A 15,586-nucleotide genomic window follows, 5' to 3' on the forward strand; every position below is an offset into this window, starting at 1 on the left:
GCTCAGCTGGAGTCGCGGTGGATCACCGTGGCTCCCAGCACCTTGTGGGTCTCGGGCGCGGCGGCGGGGTTGCGCACCGCGCGGTCGACGAGTTCGGCGAGGTCGCGCACGGACGGCAGCTCGATGTGCACGGTGCTGAGCCGGGGCCGCAGCAGCCGTCCGAGCATCAGGTCGTCCGCGCCGATGAGGGCCGTGTCCTCGGGGACGCGGACGCCCTCGTCCTGGAGGGCGCGCATCAGCAGCATGGCGTACTCGTCGTTGTAGGCGAACACCGCGTCCAGGCCCAGGCCGGGCCAGCGGGCGGCGAGACGGGCCGCGGACTCCTCCTCGTAGGCGAGGGGGAGTTCGCGGACGGTGGCCGGGGTGCCGTGCAGGGCACGGTGGACCCCGGCGAGGCGGGGCGCGGAGAAGGGGTCGAGGCCGGGTTCGGCCGGCACGACGACGCCGATACGGCGGCGACCGCGGGCGTACAGATGGGCGGCGGCCGCGCGGCCGACCTCCTCGTGGTCCATGAGCAGGGCGTGGGCGCCCTCGACGGAGGTGGGGCCGATGGTGACGACGGCTCGCGCGCCGGAGCGCTTGAGCACGGCCACGCCCTGGGGGCTCAGGCCGGAGCCGGGGACCAGGACGGCGACGGGACGCAGTTCGGCCCAGGCGCGGGCGGCCTCGTCGCCGTTCAGGCCGACGGTGCCGTACTGCACGACGGTGTAGTCCAGGCGGCCGAGGGCCCACTGGAGGTCGTTGAGGAACTGGCTGTAGAGCGGGCCCGTGGGGACGGCGGGGGCGGGCATCAGGACGGTGCGGCTGTGTCCGGCGCGCAGGCTGCGGGCCGCGGCGTGCGGGACGTAGCCCAGCTCCTTGGCGGCGGCGTGCACCCGGCGGCGGGTGGGTTCGCTGATGCGGACGGCGCTGGTGTTATTCAGGACGTAGGACACCGTCGCGCGCGAGACTCCGGCCAGACGGGCCACGTCGGCGCTCGTGGGCACGGCGGACGGTGCGGGCGACGAAGGCGTTGACTGCTTGGGTATCTGCACCATGACACACGCATCTTGGCAGAGCCGGGATGCGGGGTTCCGGGCGGGACCGGGTCTTTCACGGTTCTACGAACGTGCCGCGCGTAGAAGTGAACTCGCCGTGGCCTGAGGGGAGTTGGGCGGCTTTCGGGGTCAGCGGGGCGGCTCGGTCCCCGTGGTCCGGGCGACCAGGTCCGTCCAGCCGGCCTCCAGCCGGCTCATGGGCATCGCGCACTGCCTGATCAGGTGGTGGATCAGCACGGGGTTGAGGTAGCCCATCAGGGTGTGCGCGAGCAGCTCGGTGTCCGCCTGGGGCAGCTGCTGGCGCAACAGCATGGCCACATGGGCGTGCAGCGCCCGCCGGGGTGGTGCGGCGAAGCGGCGTTCGGTGTTCGGCTCGGCCGCGATCTGCAGATCCAGCTGTTCGACCGTGCGGCGCAGCACGGCATGGCCGAACGCCCGCAGCCGCTCCACGGGCGGCGCGCCGGGGCCGAGCGGGGGCGGGCCACTGATGAAGGCGGCCTGGAACTGACGCTCGGAGTGGTCCAGCAGGGCCGTGAGCAGACCGGTGCGGTCGCGGAACCGGCGGAAGACCGTCCCCTTGCCCACCTGGGCCGCCGCGGCCACGGCCTCCATGGTGACGCCCGCCGCGCCGTGCTCGGCGATCAGCCGGGCGGCCGCGTCCAGCAGCTTGGCCCGGTTGCGGGCGGCGTCGGCACGCAGGCAGGGCTCGTCCTCGGGCGTTCCGAGCTGGAGCAGTTCGACACCCGGTTCCGGCTCTTGCGAAGGCGGCTGAAGCAGCGGGAGGTCGGTGGACATGAAGACAGCGTAAACCATCGGGAATGAAACTGGACCGCGGTCCGGTTAACTGATACACAGAAAGGGACCGCGGTCCGGATGACTCCGGAGCGGGAACTGGACCCCGGTCCGGTTCTAGTGGTAGAAGTAAGTGGTACAACTTTCAACGGACCTCGGTCCGGATGTTTGATCGTCAGTCGGCACAACAGTTTTCAGCCATCGGGAGTAGTCATGTCCGTCCGCATCCTCGCGCTCGTCGGCAGCCTTCGCGCCGGTTCGCACAACCGTCAGCTCGCCGAGGCGGCCGTGAAGCACGCTCCCGAGGGCGCGCAGATCGAGCTGTTCGAGGGCCTGGCCGACGTCCCCTTCTACAACGAGGACATCGACGTCGAGGGCTCCGTCCCGGCCGCCGCCGTCGCCCTGCGTGAGGCCGCCGGCTCCGCCGACGCCCTCCTGCTGTTCTCGCCCGAGTACAACGGCACCATGCCGGCCGTCCTGAAGAACGCCATCGACTGGCTGTCCCGCCCCTACGGCGCCGGCGCCCTGGTCGGCAAGCCGGTGGCCGTGGTCGGCACCGCGTTCGGCCAGTACGGCGGCGTGTGGGCGCAGGACGAGGCCCGTAAGGCCGTGGGCATCGCCGGCGCCAAGGTCCTGGAGGACGTCAAGCTCTCCGTGCCCGGCTCCGTGACCCGCTTCGCCGACACCCACCCGGCCGACGACGCCGAGGTCGTCGAGCAGCTCACCGCGGTCCTGGCCGCCGTGCACGGCCACGCCGATGCGGCGGCCGCCGCCTGACCGGCACGCAGTCCGTCCCGGAAAGGGGGCCGCAGCCTTCGGGCCGCGGCCCCCTTCCGCGTGTCCGGCCCCCGCGCGGACTGACATCATCGGCGGTGATGGCCGCCGGCCAAGGGGGAGGACACACATGGAGGCGTCGTCGCACCGCCACCGGCTCGCCGACCACGTCGCCATAGGGACCCGGCTGTCGCTGCTCAGCGACAGCCGGCTGGCCGACGCCGTGTCCACCGCCGAGCCGCTCGGGACCGGGATCGGCGGGCGGGCCGGCCTGATGGAGGTGGCGGGACGGCGGGTGTTCGTCAAGCGGGTGCCGCTGACCGAACTGGAACTGCGGCCCGAGAACGTACGGTCCACGGCCAACATGTTCGCGTTGCCGCTCTTCTATCAGTACGGGATCGGCTCGGCCGGGTTCGGTGCGTGGCGGGAGCTGGCGGCGCAGGTGATGACCACCGGCTGGGTGCTGCGCGACGAGTACGCCGGGTTTCCGCTGCTCCACCACTGGCGGGTGCTGGCCGACGCACCGCCGACCGGGTTCGTCGATGTGTTCGGGGGCGTCGACGGGGCAGTGGCCCACTGGGAGAGTTCACCGGCCGTGCGGCGCAGGCTGGAGGCGATCGGTGGTGCGCCGGCCTCTTTGGTGCTGTTCCTGGAGCATGTGCCGTCCACCCTCACCGACTGGCTGGCCCAGGCGCGCGGCTCGGCCGGTGTGGCGGACGCCCGGGTGTACCGGTGGGTGGAGGAGGAGCTGGAGCGGGGCACGTCCTTCCTGAGCGGGCGGGGCATGGTCCACTTCGACGCGCACTTCCGGAACCTGCTCACCGACGGCCACCGGGTGTACTTCGCGGACCTGGGTCTCGCGCTGAGCCGGGACTTCGAGCTGACCCCGCAGGAAGCCGCCTTTCTCGCCGACCACCTCGACTACGACCGCGCCTACACGCCCGCCCATCTGCTGCGCCACCATCTGCTGGACCGGCTGCGCGGCGAGATCCCGCACCCGGACTTCCTGCGCGCATGGGTCGCGGGGCGCGCACCGGTGGCCGTACCGCCGGGGATCGCGGCGCTGGTCGACCGGCACGCCCGGGCCTCGCTCGTCCTGGACGACTTCTTCGACAGTCTGCTCACGCACAGCAAGCGGACCCCGATCCCGGCGGACCGCCTGCGCCGGGCGCTCACAGCCAGTCGCGGCGTTTGAAGACGAGATAGAGGCTCACGCAGACGACGGCCATCAGGGCGAGGGCGAAGGGGTAGCCGAAGATCCAGTGCAGCTCCGGCATGTGGTCGAAGTTCATGCCGTAGACCGTGCCGACGAGGGTCGGGGCGAAGAGGATGGCCGCCCAGGAGGAGATCTTCTTGATCTCGTTGTTCTGCGCGTGCCCGGCCTCCGCCATCAGCTTCATCTCCTCGTTCTGCGCCTGGGAGACGAGCGTGGCGTTGACGGTGAGGATGTTCTCCAGCATCTGCCGGAAGGCGTCGACGCGCTCGGCGGCCGTGGTGGCGTGGTCGGCGACGTCGCGCAGATAGCGCTGCAGCTCCTCGTCGGTGCCGTACTTCTCGAAGCCCGCCTCCAGGTCCCGCATGATGCCCAGCAGCGGCCGGGCGGCGCGCTGGAACTCGATGACCTCGCGGGACAGCTCGTAGATACGGCGGGACACCTTGGGGTCGCCGCCGAAGACCTCGGTCTCGATCTCGTCGATGTCGTTCTGCAGACCGGCGATGACAGGCGCGTAGCCGTCGACCACGGCGTCCAGCACGGCGTAGAGCACCGCCTCGGGCCCGAGCGCCAGCAGCTCGGGGTCCTTCTCCAGACGGGCACGCACCGCGCCCAGGTCGGGGGCCTGGGAGTGGCGGACCGTGAGGACGAAGTCGGGGCCGATGAAGAGGTGTATCTCGCCGAAGTCGACCTCCTCGGCCTCGTCGAGATAGCGGGCGGCGCGCAGGACGACGAACAGGGTCTCGCCGTAGCGCTCCAGCTTGGGCCGCTGGTGGGCGACGATGGCGTCCTCGACGGCCAGCTCGTGCAGTCCGAACTGCTCGGCCGCCGCCAGCAGCTGCCCCTCGGCGGGGCGGTACAGGCCGATCCACGCCATGGTGCCGGGCTCGCCGGGCAGCTTGCGGTAGATCTCCGCCAGCGAGCCGTGGCCGTCGATCCGGTGCCCGTCGCGGTACAGGGCGGCGTCGACGATGGTGCGCTGCAGGGACACCGAGGCCGGCTCCTGCTCCTCGTCGGCGCGCGGGTCCATCGTGTGCTCGGGGGCCTCTTCCTTGGCGCCACTGACCCGCGCGGCGGCCGGCGGCCGGGTGAAGGGCCGCTTGCCCGCTCGTACCGCGCGTCCGCGCCAGTCGGCCATGGCTGCTACCTCCAGGGTCCCTGGGGTTCAGGCTAGACCCGGGGCACAGATCACGCGCCATCGGTTGCTCCGCGCTCGGCGAAGGGCTCGGCGAAGGGCTCGGTGAAGGGCTCGGTGAAGGCTCAGCCGGGCGGCTCGGCGAAGGCACTTACCTCCTTTGACATAGGTATCTCCGCATACCTAAACTCGGCAGCATGCCCCAGGACAGCCACGACCTCGACCACATGGCCGAAAGCCTCGTGGCGTGTCTGCCCGCGCTGGCCCGGGCCATGGAGCGCCAGGTCGGCCGGGACTATGTCCACCCCCGGCCCTCCGAGGCCCAGCTGGCGCTGCTGCGGCACGTGGAGACGTACGACGGCGTCACCGTGCGCGCGGCGGCCGAGGCCCTGCTGATGAAGCCGAACAACGTCAGCGCGCTGGTCACCCAGCTGACCGCGCAGGGTCTGCTGGAGCGCCGGCCGGACCCGGCCGACAAGCGGGTCGCCCATCTGCACCTCACTCCGACCGCGCGGCAGCGGGTCACCGAGGTCCAGCAGCTGATGGCCGACCGGCTGACACGGGCGCTGCACGCCCTGACCGACGGGGAGCAGGACGCCCTCGGCTCCGCGCTGGGCGCGCTGGTGTCGCTGAACCGGCACCTTCACGACGCCGCCCGTTGATCACCCGCGGGGCACACTCCCCCGCACCTTCACGAAGGACAAGGCACCTCCATGCCCTCCGTCGCCCTGGGCTCCTCGGCCCCGACGAACCCTGCCCTGCCCGCCCAGCAGCCCCGTGGCCCGCGCGCCAACCCCTGGCTGACGCTGATCGCCGTCGCCTTCGGTCTGTTCATGGTCGGCCTCGACGGCTCGGTCGTGTCGATCGCGAACCCCGAGATCGGCCGCGACCTGCACGCCTCCACAGCCGACCTGCAATGGGTCACCAACTCCTATCTGCTGGCCCTGGCCGCCGCCCTGATCCTCGGCGGCAAGCTCGGCGACCGGTTCGGCCGCCGCACCTTCTATCTGGTCGGCGTCGCCGGGTTCACCGTCGCGTCCGTCGCCATCGGACTGGCCGGCTCCATCGAGGGCGTGATCGCCTTCCGTGCCGCCCAGGGCTTCTTCGGCGCCCTGCTGATGCCGAACACGCTCGGCATGCTGCGGGCGGTGTTCCCGCCGAAGAAGTTCGGCATGGCGGTGGGCATCTGGGCGATGGTGTCCTCGGTGTCCACCGCGCTCGGCCCCATCGTCGGCGGGCTCCTGGTGGAGCACGTCAGCTGGGAGTCGGTCTTCTACATCAACGCGCCCATCGGTGTCGTGGCGCTCGTGTTCAGCGCGGTCGTGCTGCCGCAGACCCGCAACAGCGCGGCGGCCGGTGAGCGGTTCGACATCCCGGGGGTCGTGCTGCTGGCGCTGGCCCTGCTCGCGGTCGTGTTCGGCGTGGTCAAGGGTGAGACGTGGGGCTGGACCTCGGCCGGCACGCTGGGCGCGATCGGCGCCGGCGTGGTCGTCCTGGTGCTGTTCGGGCTGTACGAGACACGGGTCGCCTCGCCGCTGCTGCCGATGCGGCTGTTCCGCAACCCCGCGCTGACCATCGGGACCGTCGTCACCGCGCTGAACTTCTTCGTGCTGCTCGGCGTGATCTTCTTCGTCATGCTCTACCTGCAGAACGTCCGAGGGTTCACCCCGGTCGAGGCGGGTGTGCGCACGCTGCCGCTGAGCCTGGCGTCGGTCGTGGCCTCGCCGCTGGGCGCGGCGCTCACGGACCGGTTCGGGCCGAGGCTGACCATGCCGCTGGGCATGGCGCTGCAGGCGGTCGCCTGTTTCGTGATGCTCGGCTGGGGCGCCGGGTCGTCGTTCGCCGTGATGTGGCCGCCGTTCGTCGCGCTCGGCCTGGGTGTCGGCATGGTGATGGCGTCCTCGTCCGAGGCCGTCGTCGGCAACGCGCCGGTCAATGACGGCGGTGTGGCGGGCGGTCTGCAGGCCACCGCGCTCCAGATCGGCGGCGCCCTCGGCACCTCCGTGCTGGTGTCCCTGATCAGCAGCCGCGTCGGCTCCACCCTCACCTCCGAGCTGACCGGAGCCGGCGTCCCGGGCCCGGTGTCCGAGGGGCTGTACGAGGCCAGGGACGCGGTGGCGATGGGTGTCGCCCCGGTCTCCCCCGAGCTGCCCGGCGGGCTCAGGACGGCGGTGATCGAGGGCAGCCACCAGGCCTTCATGAACGGCGTGCACACGGCGGTGCTGGTCGCGGGGGCGCTCTGCGTCCTCGGTGCGGTCGTCGCGGCGGTGGGCGTACGCCGACGGGACGGGCAGGCACCTCACTGAGGCAGAAACACTGAGGCCGAAGCCGCATGAACTGAACTGTTGAGTTCAGCTGTACTGTTCCGTACAGTTCAGTTCATGACGCATGCCCACCACACCACCGCCGACCCCTCGGGCCCCTCGCACGACACCCCGGGCCCCGCACCACGCCGAGCCGTCCCCCTGCTCGTGCTGCTGTGCCTGGCGCAGTTCATGCTCGTCCTCGACGTCACCGTGGTGAACGTCGCCCTGCCGGACATGGCGGCCGATCTGCGCCTGGGGCGCGAGACCCTGACCTGGGTGGTCACCGCCTACACCCTCGCCTTCGGCGGGCTGATGCTGCTCGGTGGCCGGCTGGCCGACGCGCTGGGCGCGCACCGGACGGTCCTGGCCGGGCTGGCGCTGTTCACGGCCGCGTCCCTCGTCACCGGTCTCGCGCCGGACGCGTCCGTGCTGCTGGGCGGACGGATCGCCCAGGGCGTCGGCGCGGCCCTGCTGTCGCCGGCGGCCCTCGCGATCGTGACCACCGCCTTCCAGGGCGCGGCCCGCCACAAGGCCCTCGGTGTCTGGGCCGCGATCGGCGGCACCGGGTCGGCGGTCGGGGTGCTGCTCGGCGGGGCGCTGACCGAGGGGCCGGGCTGGGAGTGGGTGTTCTACCTGAACGTCCCTGTCGGCCTGGTCGCCCTCGCCGCCCTCCCTTCCTTGCTGCCGCGCCACGCCCCGCGGCCGGTCCGGCTGGACGTGCCCGGCGCGGTGCTGGTGACCGCGGGGACCGGCGCGCTGATCTACGGCCTGGTGAAGGCCGGTGACGCCGGCTGGGGCGACCCGGCCACGGTGCTGCCGCTGCTCGGGGCTCTCGTGCTGTACGCCGCCTTCGCCGCCGTGGAGCGGGCAAGCCGGGCCCCGCTGATGGACCTGCGGATGTTCACGCGGCGCCCGGTGATCGCGGGCGCGTTCCTGATGCTGACCGCGACCGCGCTGCTCATCTCGTACTTCTTCGTCGGCTCGATGTATCTCCAGCACGCGCACGGCTTCAGCGCGCTGCGCACTGGGCTGGTCTTCCTGCCGGTCGCGGTGGCCACCGCGCTCGGCGCGCACCTCGGGGCGCGGCTCGTGGGCACGCTGGGCAGCAGGCCGACCGCGGTGGCGGGGCTGGCCGTCGCCGCGGCGGGAGCGCTGCCGTTGACCCGGCTGTCGGCCGACGGGAGCGTGTACACCGGGCTGCTGCCGGGGCTGGTGGTGGCGTCGTTCGGACTCGGCTCGGTGTTCGTCACGGCCACGGCCACGGCGCTGGCGCTGGTCGGCCCCGAGGAGGCGGGGCTGGCCTCCGGGGTCGTCAACACCTTCCACGAGGTGGGCGGTTCGATCGGGGTGGCCGTGCTGTCGACGGTCGCCGCGGCCGGCATCGAGCGCGGCGCGGTCGGCGGCTTCACCGACGCGTTCACCGTGGCCGCGGCCGTCGCCGCCGTCGGGGCGGTGGTGTCCCTGGGGCTCGTACCGCGCGGCAAGCCGCGGTCGACCGGCGGACCGCACGTGCACTGATCGGCCGTACGCCCACACCAAGGGCGTCCGACGGCTCCACCGATCGCCCGTACGCACACGCCAGGGGCGTCCGACGGCTGCGGCGAGCCGTCGGACGCCCCTGGCTGTACGGCGTTCCGTCGTCAGGCGGACACCTTCCGCGCCGCCTCCTGCCGGGCGGGGCGCGCGGCGTTGTCCCCGCGCATCCAGAGCAGGGTGGCGAGTCCGCCGACGGCCGCGATGACCGCGGCGGCGAGGAAGGCGGTGCCGAAGCCCTCGGTGAGGGCGGCGGCGTCACCGAGCCGGTCGGCGCCCTGCGAGGTGGCCAGGGCGGTGAGGGCGGCCAGACCCAGCGCGGAGCCCACCTGGTAGGTGGTGTTGACGATGCCGGAGGCGAGGCCCGCCTGCTCCTGCGGGGCGCCCGACATGGCGGCCAGCATCGCCGGGATGTACGCCAGCGACATACCGAGCGCGGCGACCAGCGAGGCGGGCAGGACGTCGACCAGGAAGGTGCCGGTCGGCTCGACGGCCGACAGCCACAGCAGTCCGAGCGCGAGGACCAGCAGCCCTCCGCCGATCAGCGGCTTGGCGCCGAAGCGGCCCAGCAGCCGGGCCGTGATCGCGGTCATGAAGACCATCAGCAGGCCGGTCATCGGCAGCAGCGCGGCGCCGGACGCGAACGCCCCGTAGCCGAGGACCTGTTGCAGGTAGAGGTTGAGGAAGTACCACATCGGGATCCACGCGGCGCCGAGCAGCGCCATCGCCAGGTTGGCCGAGCCCAGCCGCGGGACCCGCCAGATGCCGAGCGGCATCAGGGGCTCGCGCACGGTCTTCTGCACCACGAGGAACAGCGCCAGCAGGACGCCGGCCCCGCCGAGTTCGAGCAGAGTCCGCGCCGAGCCCCACCCGGCCTCCGGCGCTCGTACGACGGCGAACACGGCGAGGGCGAGACCGGCGGTGACGGTGACGGCGCCGAGCAGGTCGACGGCTCCGCGTCGTGGGGCCACCGCCGGGAGCAGGCCGGTGGCGGCGAGGGTGGCCAGGCCGATCGGGACGTAGACGATGAACACCCAGGGCCAGCTGAGCCATTCGGTGAAGACGCCGCCGAGGAAGACACCGGCGGTGCCGCCCGCGGGCGCGGCCGCGCCGTACAGGGCCATCGCCTTGCCGAGTTCCTTCGGGTCGTGCGAGAAGAGGATCATCAGCAGGGTCATCGCGGACGGGGCGATGAGCGCGCCGCCGACGCCCTGGACGGCCCGGCCGAGGACCTCGACCCAGGCGGTCTGCGCGGCGGCCGCGACGACCGAGCCGGCGATCAGCACCGCCCAGCCGGCCGTGAACACCCGGCGGGCGCCGAGCAGGTCGGAGAGCCGGCCGCCGAGGAGCAGCAGGCCGCCGAAGGCGATGACGTAGGCGTTGAACACCCATTGCAGGTCACCGGGCGTGAAGCCGAGGTCGCGCTGCATCTCGGGTAGGGCCACCCCGATGATCGAGGTGTCCATGATCACCATGAACTGGGCTGCGGCGAGCACGAGCAGGGCCCACCAGCGCCGGGGATCGGCGACTGACATCGCGTACCTCTCTGAAATGCGGGAAGGGAGGGCGGCCGGGACCGGGGGTGGCCCCGGCCGCCGGGCGTGGATCAGGCGGGCACGGAGCGCCGGTCGGCCTCGGTGAGGCTCTCGACGGGCGCCTCGGCCGGCTCACCGGTGGTCGTGACGACCTGGACGGTGTCCTCGGCCGGTTCGGTGTGGCAGGTGCCTTCGGGGGTGCAGCAGCCGGACATGGTTCCTCCTCGGATCGGACGTGCTTTCCGTGTTCCGCGATACCCCGAGGGGGTATCTGCGAGACATAGATATACCCCCCTCCCGTATGCGCGTGCAAGGGTTCCGGAGAAGGAAGTTGCTACCCCCTGGGGGTAGTCAGGCGCTCAGTTCGCGCAGGGCGCGGCCCAGCGTCGCGACTCCGTCGGCGATGACGCCCGGCGGAGTCGCCGAGTAGCCGAGGACGAGGCCGGGGCGGCCGGGCGACTGGCGGTGCCAGGACAGCGGCTGGCACTTCACCCCACGGGCGAGCGCTGCCCCGGCCAGCTCGGTGTCGGGCACGTCCGGGGCGTAGGTGACGGTGAGGTGCAGTCCGGCGGCGGCACCGTGCACCACCGCTCCGGGCAGATGCTCGGAGACGGCGGCGATCATCGCGTCCCGGCGGCGCCGGTGCCGGCCCCGCAGCATCCGCAGATGGCGCTCCAGCTCGCCGGACTCCATCAGCCGGGCCAGCACCAGCTGCGGCAGCACCGGGTTGCCGAGGTCGGTGAACCGCTTGATGTCGGTGAGGGCTGCGCGGTAGCGGGGCGGCGGGACCGCCCAGCCGATGCGCAGCGCGGGCGCGAGCAGCTTGGACACGCTGCCGAGATAACAGACCTGGTCGGCGAGCAGGGCGCGCAGCGCGGGCACCGGCGGTCGGTCGTAGCGGTGCTCGGCGTCGTAGTCGTCCTCCAGGATCAGGCCGCCCTCCTGCGCCCAGCGCAGCAGCTCCCGGCGGCGCTCTCCGCTGGTCACGACGCCGGTGGGGAACTGGTGGGCGGGCGTGAGGAGAACGGCCCGGGCCCCGGTGGCGCGCAGGGCGTCGACGCGGACGCCGTGCTCGTCGACGGGCACCGGCGGGGTGGCCATTCCGCCGTGCAGCAGGTGCTGGCGGGCACCGAGCGAGCTGGGCTCCTCGACGGCGACGGCGTCGATGCCGTCCGCGCGCAGGACCGGGTTCAGCAGGGTGAGCGCCTGGGAGGTGCCGGCCAGGACCAGGACCTCGTCCGGGGCGACGCGGATGCCCCGGCTGCGGGCGAGCCAGTCGGCGACGGCCCGGCGCAGTCGCGGTGCCCCACGCGGGTCGCCGTAGCCGAGGGTGTCGGCGGACAGCTCGGCCAGCACGGACCGTTCGGCGCGCAGCCAGGCGGTGCGCGGGAAGACGGCGAGGTCGGGGCGGCCGGGGGTGAAGTCGACCCGGGCGGGCGCGGTGCGCAGCGCGTCGAAGACGTCCACGGTGGGTGTGCCCGTGAACAGGGACGCGGGTGCCGGGCCGGCCGGGCGCGCGGGGGCCCGTGGTGCCGGGCGGGGCACGGCGACCACGACCGTGCCGCCGCGGCGGCGCCCCTCGACGTGGCCGTCCTCGGCGAGCCTGCGGTACGCCTCGGTGACCACGCCCCGGGACAGGCCGAGTTCGGCGGCCAGCACCCGGGTGGACGGCAGTCTGCTGCCGACCGTGAGGCGGCCGTCGGCGATCGCCCCGCGCAGCCGCCCGGCGAGCCAGTCCGCCTTGCCGACGGCGGGCACGGCGGCGGCGTCGAGCTGGAGGAAGTCGGAGCCGGGCCCGGAAGGTTCGTTCATCGCGTCGATGGTGTCATGGGCGGCGGCCCTCAGCCGGGGAAGGTGAACTCCGGCTCCGCAGCGGTGAGTACGGCCGTCTCGGTGCCGGTCGGCCAGTGCGCGGTCAGCTCCGCGGCGAGCGTCTTCAGCAACTCCGGCACGGCCAGGGCACCGTCGTCGTGCATGGCCTCCGTCACCACGAGGATGCGCCGGGTGTGCGGGCCGACCGCGGAGTGGCCGCTCTGCCGGTGGGTCCAGCGGCGGGCGTGGGCACGTCCCTCGGAGTCGACGAAGGTGACCTCGCCGGGCGCGGGATGCTCGGTGCCGCCGCCGAAGGGCGTGTAGTGCTCGTCGCCCCGGGCGTGCCGCACCTCCAGCAGCGGACCGGCGATGCGGTCGGCGTCGAGGGCGGCCACCGGGACGGCGTAGGCGACCGAGACGGCGTTGCACAGGTCGACCACGGGATGGATGCGCGGCAGGGTCCCCTCCTTGCGGAGCCGGCGCAGCAGGGACTCCGAGGCGCACCGGTACTGCGTAGGCTTCAGCCCCATCCGGCTGAACGTCCGCCGCCAGGCGAGGACTTCGGGGAACTCGCCCTCGGTGGCCCCGGCCAGCCGGGCCGTCGCCCGCGCGGTGTACGCGGCGGTGGCCGGGCCGGTGTCGGCGACGGCGTCGACGCGGTCGGCGTAGAGCACGCCCGCGGTGAGTTCGGGGTACTGCGAGCGCAGGGGGTCGGCGTGCCGGAAGCGCATGCTCACGCCACCGCCAGCCGGGCGCTCAGGCCCACGAAGCAGACGGCGAACACCCGGCGGATGCCGGTCAGCACCCCGGGACGCGCGAGCACACGGTCGCGTACGGCCGCGGCGCACAGCCCGTAGGCGGCGAAGACCACGAAGGTGAGGGCCATGAAGACGGCGCCGAGCCGCAGCATCTGCCCGGCGGAGCCCTCCGCGCCCGCGGGCACGAACTGCGGGAGGAAGGCGACGAAGAACATCGTCAGCTTGGGGTTGAGCAGGTTGAGCAGCACCCCGGAGGCGATCACGCGGGCGGCGGACTGCGGCTCGCTCTTCGCGGCGACCGTCAGCGCGTCCCGGTCGCGCAGGGTCGCCCACGCCATGTACAGCAGATAGCCGACGCCGAGGTACTTCACGGTCTCGTAGGCGACGGCGCTGGTGTGCAGCAGCGCGGCGAGCCCGGTCACCGTCGCCAGCAGGTGCGGCACGATGCCGAGGGTGCAGGCGAAGGCGGCGATCACACTCGCCCTGCGGCCATGGGACAGACCGGCGGCCAGCGTGTACACCACGCCGGTGCCGGGGGTGATCACCACGACGAGGGTGGTCAACAGAAAGGCGACACTCACGGGAACCTCCGCTCCAGCTTTCGGACGTTCCCACTGTCCCGCCGCAATGGTCCGGCGGACAGAGCCAAAGCAGGCATGATCGACAGGTCCATAACCGCACGAGTCAGTCCTGCCCGGTGAGCCGCGCCTCCAGATCGCGCAGGTCCTTGACGAGGCTGCCGCGCACCTGCCGGGCGAGCAGCGGCGCCGCCATGCGGTAGAGGCCGCCTCCGCCTCCCCTCACCCGGATGCGGGCGAGCGTGCCCCGCGGGTGGGGCTCGAAGGTGTAGGTGACGTGCATCGGCATCGGGCCCGCCACGGAGACCATGTCCAGCAGCCCCGGCGGCTCGTACGCGGCGACCCGCAGGACGTAGTCGATGCGCCGGCCCAGGAAGTACGCGGTGCGGGTGACCTCGGCGCCGGTGCCGAAGCCGCCCGTGTCCGCCTCCCGGGTCAGCTCCGCGGTGCGGATGCCCTGGGTCCATTCGGCGTCGTGCCGCCAGTCCATGGCGTAGGCGGCGACGCGTTCCGGGGGCAGGGGAAGGACACGCTCGGCCGTCACGTCGATCGTCATGACTCCAGCCTCCGCCGCGCCGGTCCCGGTCACCACCCGGTGCGTAGCAGATGGTTGAGGAGCAGGGCGAGGACGGCCTGGGCGGCGAGCCAGGCGCGGGGACGCGGGAGGAACGCGCAGGACGACAGGAGCCACAGGGCGAAGGGCAGCCAGATGCGTTCCGTCTCGGCCTTGCTCATGCCGGAGAGGTCGGCGACCAGCACGGCGAGCACGGCGGCGGACACCAGCACCGCGAGCCGGGCCCGCCCGAGCAGAGCCGCCCCGGCCCGCCGCGCCTCCGCCACCGTGGCCGAACAGCGCCCGCGCAGAGCCGCCCCTGCCCGCCGCAGCCCCGCCACCGTGGCCGGACCGACGATCAGCACCGCGCAGGCGAGATTGGCCCACACCCAGTAGCCGTACGGGCGGACACCGCCCGCGCCCTGGTGGTACCGGGTGACCAGCAGGCGGTACGCCTCCCACCAGTCGAACCCGGCGAGCGTGAAGGCGGCCGGGACGACGGCCAGCCCGGCGAGGAAGAGGCCGCACAGCGGCAGGGGCCGCGCACGGACGCCCTCCCGGCCCAGCAGCAGCACGGCCGCGCCGAGGAACGCCATCAGCGTCAGACCGTACGAGAGATAGCAGGCCAGCCCGAACAGCAGGCCCGAGCCCGCCGCCCAGCCGGCCGGGCCGCCGGTGACCGCGACGGCGAGGAGGGCCACCGCCCAGGCGGCGACCGCCGCGAAGTACGCGTCCGCCGAGGTGCCCATCCACACCGCGGCCGGGGCCAGGACCAGGAAGGGCGCGGCCCGCCGGGCCGGGTCCTCCCCCACCAGCGCGCGCACGGCGACGAGCACGGCGAGGCAGGCCGTCGCGCCGACCGTGATGCACCACATCCCGGCCCAGCCACCACCGTGCAGCCCGATCCGGTCGAGCAGCACGAAGGTGAGGGTGGCGCCGGGCGGGTGGCCCGCGACATGGGCGGGCCAGTTGTCGGGGGCGTCGATGAGGATGTGCGCGGTGAAATCCCGCAGGGTGGCCGGGATGTCGTCGAAGCGGCCGACGGACCGCAGGTACTCGCTGCGGGTGGTGAGCTGCTCGGCGATCCCCCGGTGCCAGCCGTCGACCAGGGCCAGCGAGAGGGTCCAGGCCAGGCCGGTCGCCCAGGCCGCCGCGAGCAGCGCGCGCCAGGACAGCCGGCCGGCGAGCGTCGGGCCGTACGCCACCACGGCCGCCGCGACCAGCAGCGCGGCGGGCGTGCCGGGGCCGAGGTGCGGCTCCCAGTCGGCCAGCAGCGGCGGCCAGTTCACGAACAGCGTGTGCCGGGTGTCCTGGAGGTGCCGGCCGACCAGCACGGCCGCGGTCACGAGCAGCGCGGCGGCCAGGACGGCGTACAGATCTCGGCGCAGGTCTCCGCAGCGGTCTCGCTGCACATCGCGGCACTGGCGTCGGGGCACATCTCGGCGCGGGGAGCGGGTCACACCGGCACGCTAGGCCGGACGGGCGGGCCGGACCCGGCACCGCGGCCGGACGTCAGCGTTTCGTCATGCGTCGCGCACCCGGTGAGGGGGCACAGGCGCC

The 15,586-nt window shown here is 73.2% G+C and carries 15 protein-coding genes; 5 read left to right on the plus strand and 10 right to left on the minus strand.

The genetic code is table 11. From position 1 onward, the window contains the following. Positions 1-2: 2 nt before the first annotated feature. Together RKD23_RS05710 and RKD23_RS05715 are read right to left on the minus strand one after the other, a co-directional pair. Positions 3-1,037 (minus strand): LacI family DNA-binding transcriptional regulator, encoded by a 1,035-nt coding sequence (locus RKD23_RS05710; protein ID WP_424852633.1) that lies wholly within the window; start codon positions 1,035-1,037, stop codon positions 3-5. Positions 1,038-1,166: 129 nt separating this feature from the next. Further along, on the minus strand, positions 1,167-1,850 hold the full coding sequence (locus tag RKD23_RS05715; protein ID WP_404031236.1) for a TetR/AcrR family transcriptional regulator: 684 nt from the start codon (positions 1,848-1,850) through the stop codon (positions 1,167-1,169). A 192-nt stretch (positions 1,851-2,042) separates the two neighbouring features. Here RKD23_RS05715 and RKD23_RS05720 point away from each other — a divergent pair, with 192 nt between their 5' ends. Both RKD23_RS05720 and RKD23_RS05725 read left to right on the plus strand, forming a co-directional pair. Beyond that, entirely contained in the window at positions 2,043-2,606 is a 564-nt protein-coding gene (locus RKD23_RS05720) for an NAD(P)H-dependent oxidoreductase (protein ID WP_424852634.1), read from the plus strand. 127 nt (positions 2,607-2,733) lie between these two features. Then, complete coding sequence (locus RKD23_RS05725) at positions 2,734-3,798, plus strand: protein kinase family protein (RefSeq protein ID WP_424852635.1); 1,065 nt, start codon at positions 2,734-2,736, stop codon at positions 3,796-3,798. Here RKD23_RS05725 and RKD23_RS05730 read toward each other — a convergent pair. Next, entirely contained in the window at positions 3,776-4,954 is a 1,179-nt protein-coding gene (locus RKD23_RS05730; protein ID WP_424852636.1) for a magnesium and cobalt transport protein CorA, read from the minus strand. The genes RKD23_RS05725 and RKD23_RS05730 overlap by 23 nt on opposite strands. Positions 4,955-5,148: 194 nt before the next feature. Between RKD23_RS05730 and RKD23_RS05735 the strand changes: the two genes are divergently transcribed. From RKD23_RS05735 to RKD23_RS05745, 3 genes are all read left to right on the plus strand, one after another. Further along, on the plus strand, positions 5,149-5,613 hold the full coding sequence (locus RKD23_RS05735) for a MarR family winged helix-turn-helix transcriptional regulator (protein ID WP_424852637.1): 465 nt from the start codon (positions 5,149-5,151) through the stop codon (positions 5,611-5,613). 51 nt (positions 5,614-5,664) lie between these two features. Beyond that, a complete protein-coding gene (locus tag RKD23_RS05740) occupies positions 5,665-7,257 on the plus strand; it encodes an MFS transporter (protein WP_424852638.1) in 1,593 nt (530 codons plus the stop codon). Positions 7,258-7,332: 75 nt separating this feature from the next. Continuing rightward, positions 7,333-8,775 (plus strand): MFS transporter, encoded by a 1,443-nt coding sequence (locus RKD23_RS05745; RefSeq protein WP_424852639.1) that lies wholly within the window; start codon positions 7,333-7,335, stop codon positions 8,773-8,775. Between the two features lie 122 nt (positions 8,776-8,897). On the opposite strand, the gene RKD23_RS05750 is transcribed toward RKD23_RS05745, so the two are convergent. The 7 genes from RKD23_RS05750 to RKD23_RS05780 form a co-directional block, all read right to left on the minus strand. Continuing rightward, the gene (locus tag RKD23_RS05750) at positions 8,898-10,325 is read right to left on the minus strand and encodes an MFS transporter (RefSeq protein WP_424852640.1); all 1,428 of its coding nucleotides are present in this window, start codon (positions 10,323-10,325) and stop codon (positions 8,898-8,900) included. Between the two features lie 71 nt (positions 10,326-10,396). After that, positions 10,397-10,540 carry a hypothetical protein gene (locus tag RKD23_RS05755; RefSeq protein WP_424852641.1) on the minus strand — a complete coding sequence of 48 codons (144 nt, stop codon included), beginning with the start codon at positions 10,538-10,540 and terminating at the stop codon, positions 10,397-10,399. Between the two features lie 136 nt (positions 10,541-10,676). Then, positions 10,677-12,137: a PLP-dependent aminotransferase family protein gene (locus RKD23_RS05760; protein WP_424852642.1), complete on the minus strand. Its 1,461-nt coding sequence runs from the start codon at positions 12,135-12,137 to the stop codon at positions 10,677-10,679. A 29-nt stretch (positions 12,138-12,166) separates the two neighbouring features. After that, entirely contained in the window at positions 12,167-12,868 is a 702-nt protein-coding gene (locus RKD23_RS05765; protein ID WP_424858168.1) for a B3/B4 domain-containing protein, read from the minus strand. Between the two features lie 2 nt (positions 12,869-12,870). Next, complete coding sequence (locus RKD23_RS05770) at positions 12,871-13,476, minus strand: LysE family translocator (RefSeq protein ID WP_424852643.1); 606 nt, start codon at positions 13,474-13,476, stop codon at positions 12,871-12,873. Positions 13,477-13,579: 103 nt separating this feature from the next. Next, positions 13,580-14,029, minus strand: coding sequence for an SRPBCC family protein (locus RKD23_RS05775; protein ID WP_424852644.1), 450 nt, complete (start codon positions 14,027-14,029; stop codon positions 13,580-13,582). A 29-nt stretch (positions 14,030-14,058) separates the two neighbouring features. Further along, entirely contained in the window at positions 14,059-15,438 is a 1,380-nt protein-coding gene (locus tag RKD23_RS05780) for a hypothetical protein (RefSeq protein WP_424858169.1), read from the minus strand. Positions 15,439-15,586 lie beyond the last annotated feature (148 nt).

Source organism: Streptomyces sp. SAI-170, from assembly GCF_049739565.1.
Lineage (GTDB): Bacteria > Actinomycetota > Actinomycetes > Streptomycetales > Streptomycetaceae > Streptomyces.

What these genes read in the sequence shown, in the direction of transcription:
- RKD23_RS05710 (WP_424852633.1), bottom strand. Translation starts at nt 1,037, where the DNA reads ATGGTGCAGATACCCAAGCAGTCAACGCCTTCGTCGCCCGCACCGTCC.
- RKD23_RS05715 (WP_404031236.1), bottom strand. Translation starts at nt 1,850, where the DNA reads ATGGTTTACGCTGTCTTCATGTCCACCGACCTCCCGCTGCTTCAGCCG.
- RKD23_RS05720 (WP_424852634.1), top strand. Translation starts at nt 2,043, where the DNA reads ATGTCCGTCCGCATCCTCGCGCTCGTCGGCAGCCTTCGCGCCGGTTCG.
- RKD23_RS05725 (WP_424852635.1), top strand. Translation starts at nt 2,734, where the DNA reads ATGGAGGCGTCGTCGCACCGCCACCGGCTCGCCGACCACGTCGCCATA.
- RKD23_RS05730 (WP_424852636.1), bottom strand. Translation starts at nt 4,954, where the DNA reads ATGGCCGACTGGCGCGGACGCGCGGTACGAGCGGGCAAGCGGCCCTTC.
- RKD23_RS05735 (WP_424852637.1), top strand. Translation starts at nt 5,149, where the DNA reads ATGCCCCAGGACAGCCACGACCTCGACCACATGGCCGAAAGCCTCGTG.
- RKD23_RS05740 (WP_424852638.1), top strand. Translation starts at nt 5,665, where the DNA reads ATGCCCTCCGTCGCCCTGGGCTCCTCGGCCCCGACGAACCCTGCCCTG.
- RKD23_RS05745 (WP_424852639.1), top strand. Translation starts at nt 7,333, where the DNA reads ATGACGCATGCCCACCACACCACCGCCGACCCCTCGGGCCCCTCGCAC.
- RKD23_RS05750 (WP_424852640.1), bottom strand. Translation starts at nt 10,325, where the DNA reads ATGTCAGTCGCCGATCCCCGGCGCTGGTGGGCCCTGCTCGTGCTCGCC.
- RKD23_RS05755 (WP_424852641.1), bottom strand. Translation starts at nt 10,540, where the DNA reads ATGTCCGGCTGCTGCACCCCCGAAGGCACCTGCCACACCGAACCGGCC.
- RKD23_RS05760 (WP_424852642.1), bottom strand. Translation starts at nt 12,137, where the DNA reads ATGAACGAACCTTCCGGGCCCGGCTCCGACTTCCTCCAGCTCGACGCC.
- RKD23_RS05765 (WP_424858168.1), bottom strand. Translation starts at nt 12,868, where the DNA reads ATGCGCTTCCGGCACGCCGACCCCCTGCGCTCGCAGTACCCCGAACTC.
- RKD23_RS05775 (WP_424852644.1), bottom strand. Translation starts at nt 14,029, where the DNA reads ATGACGATCGACGTGACGGCCGAGCGTGTCCTTCCCCTGCCCCCGGAA.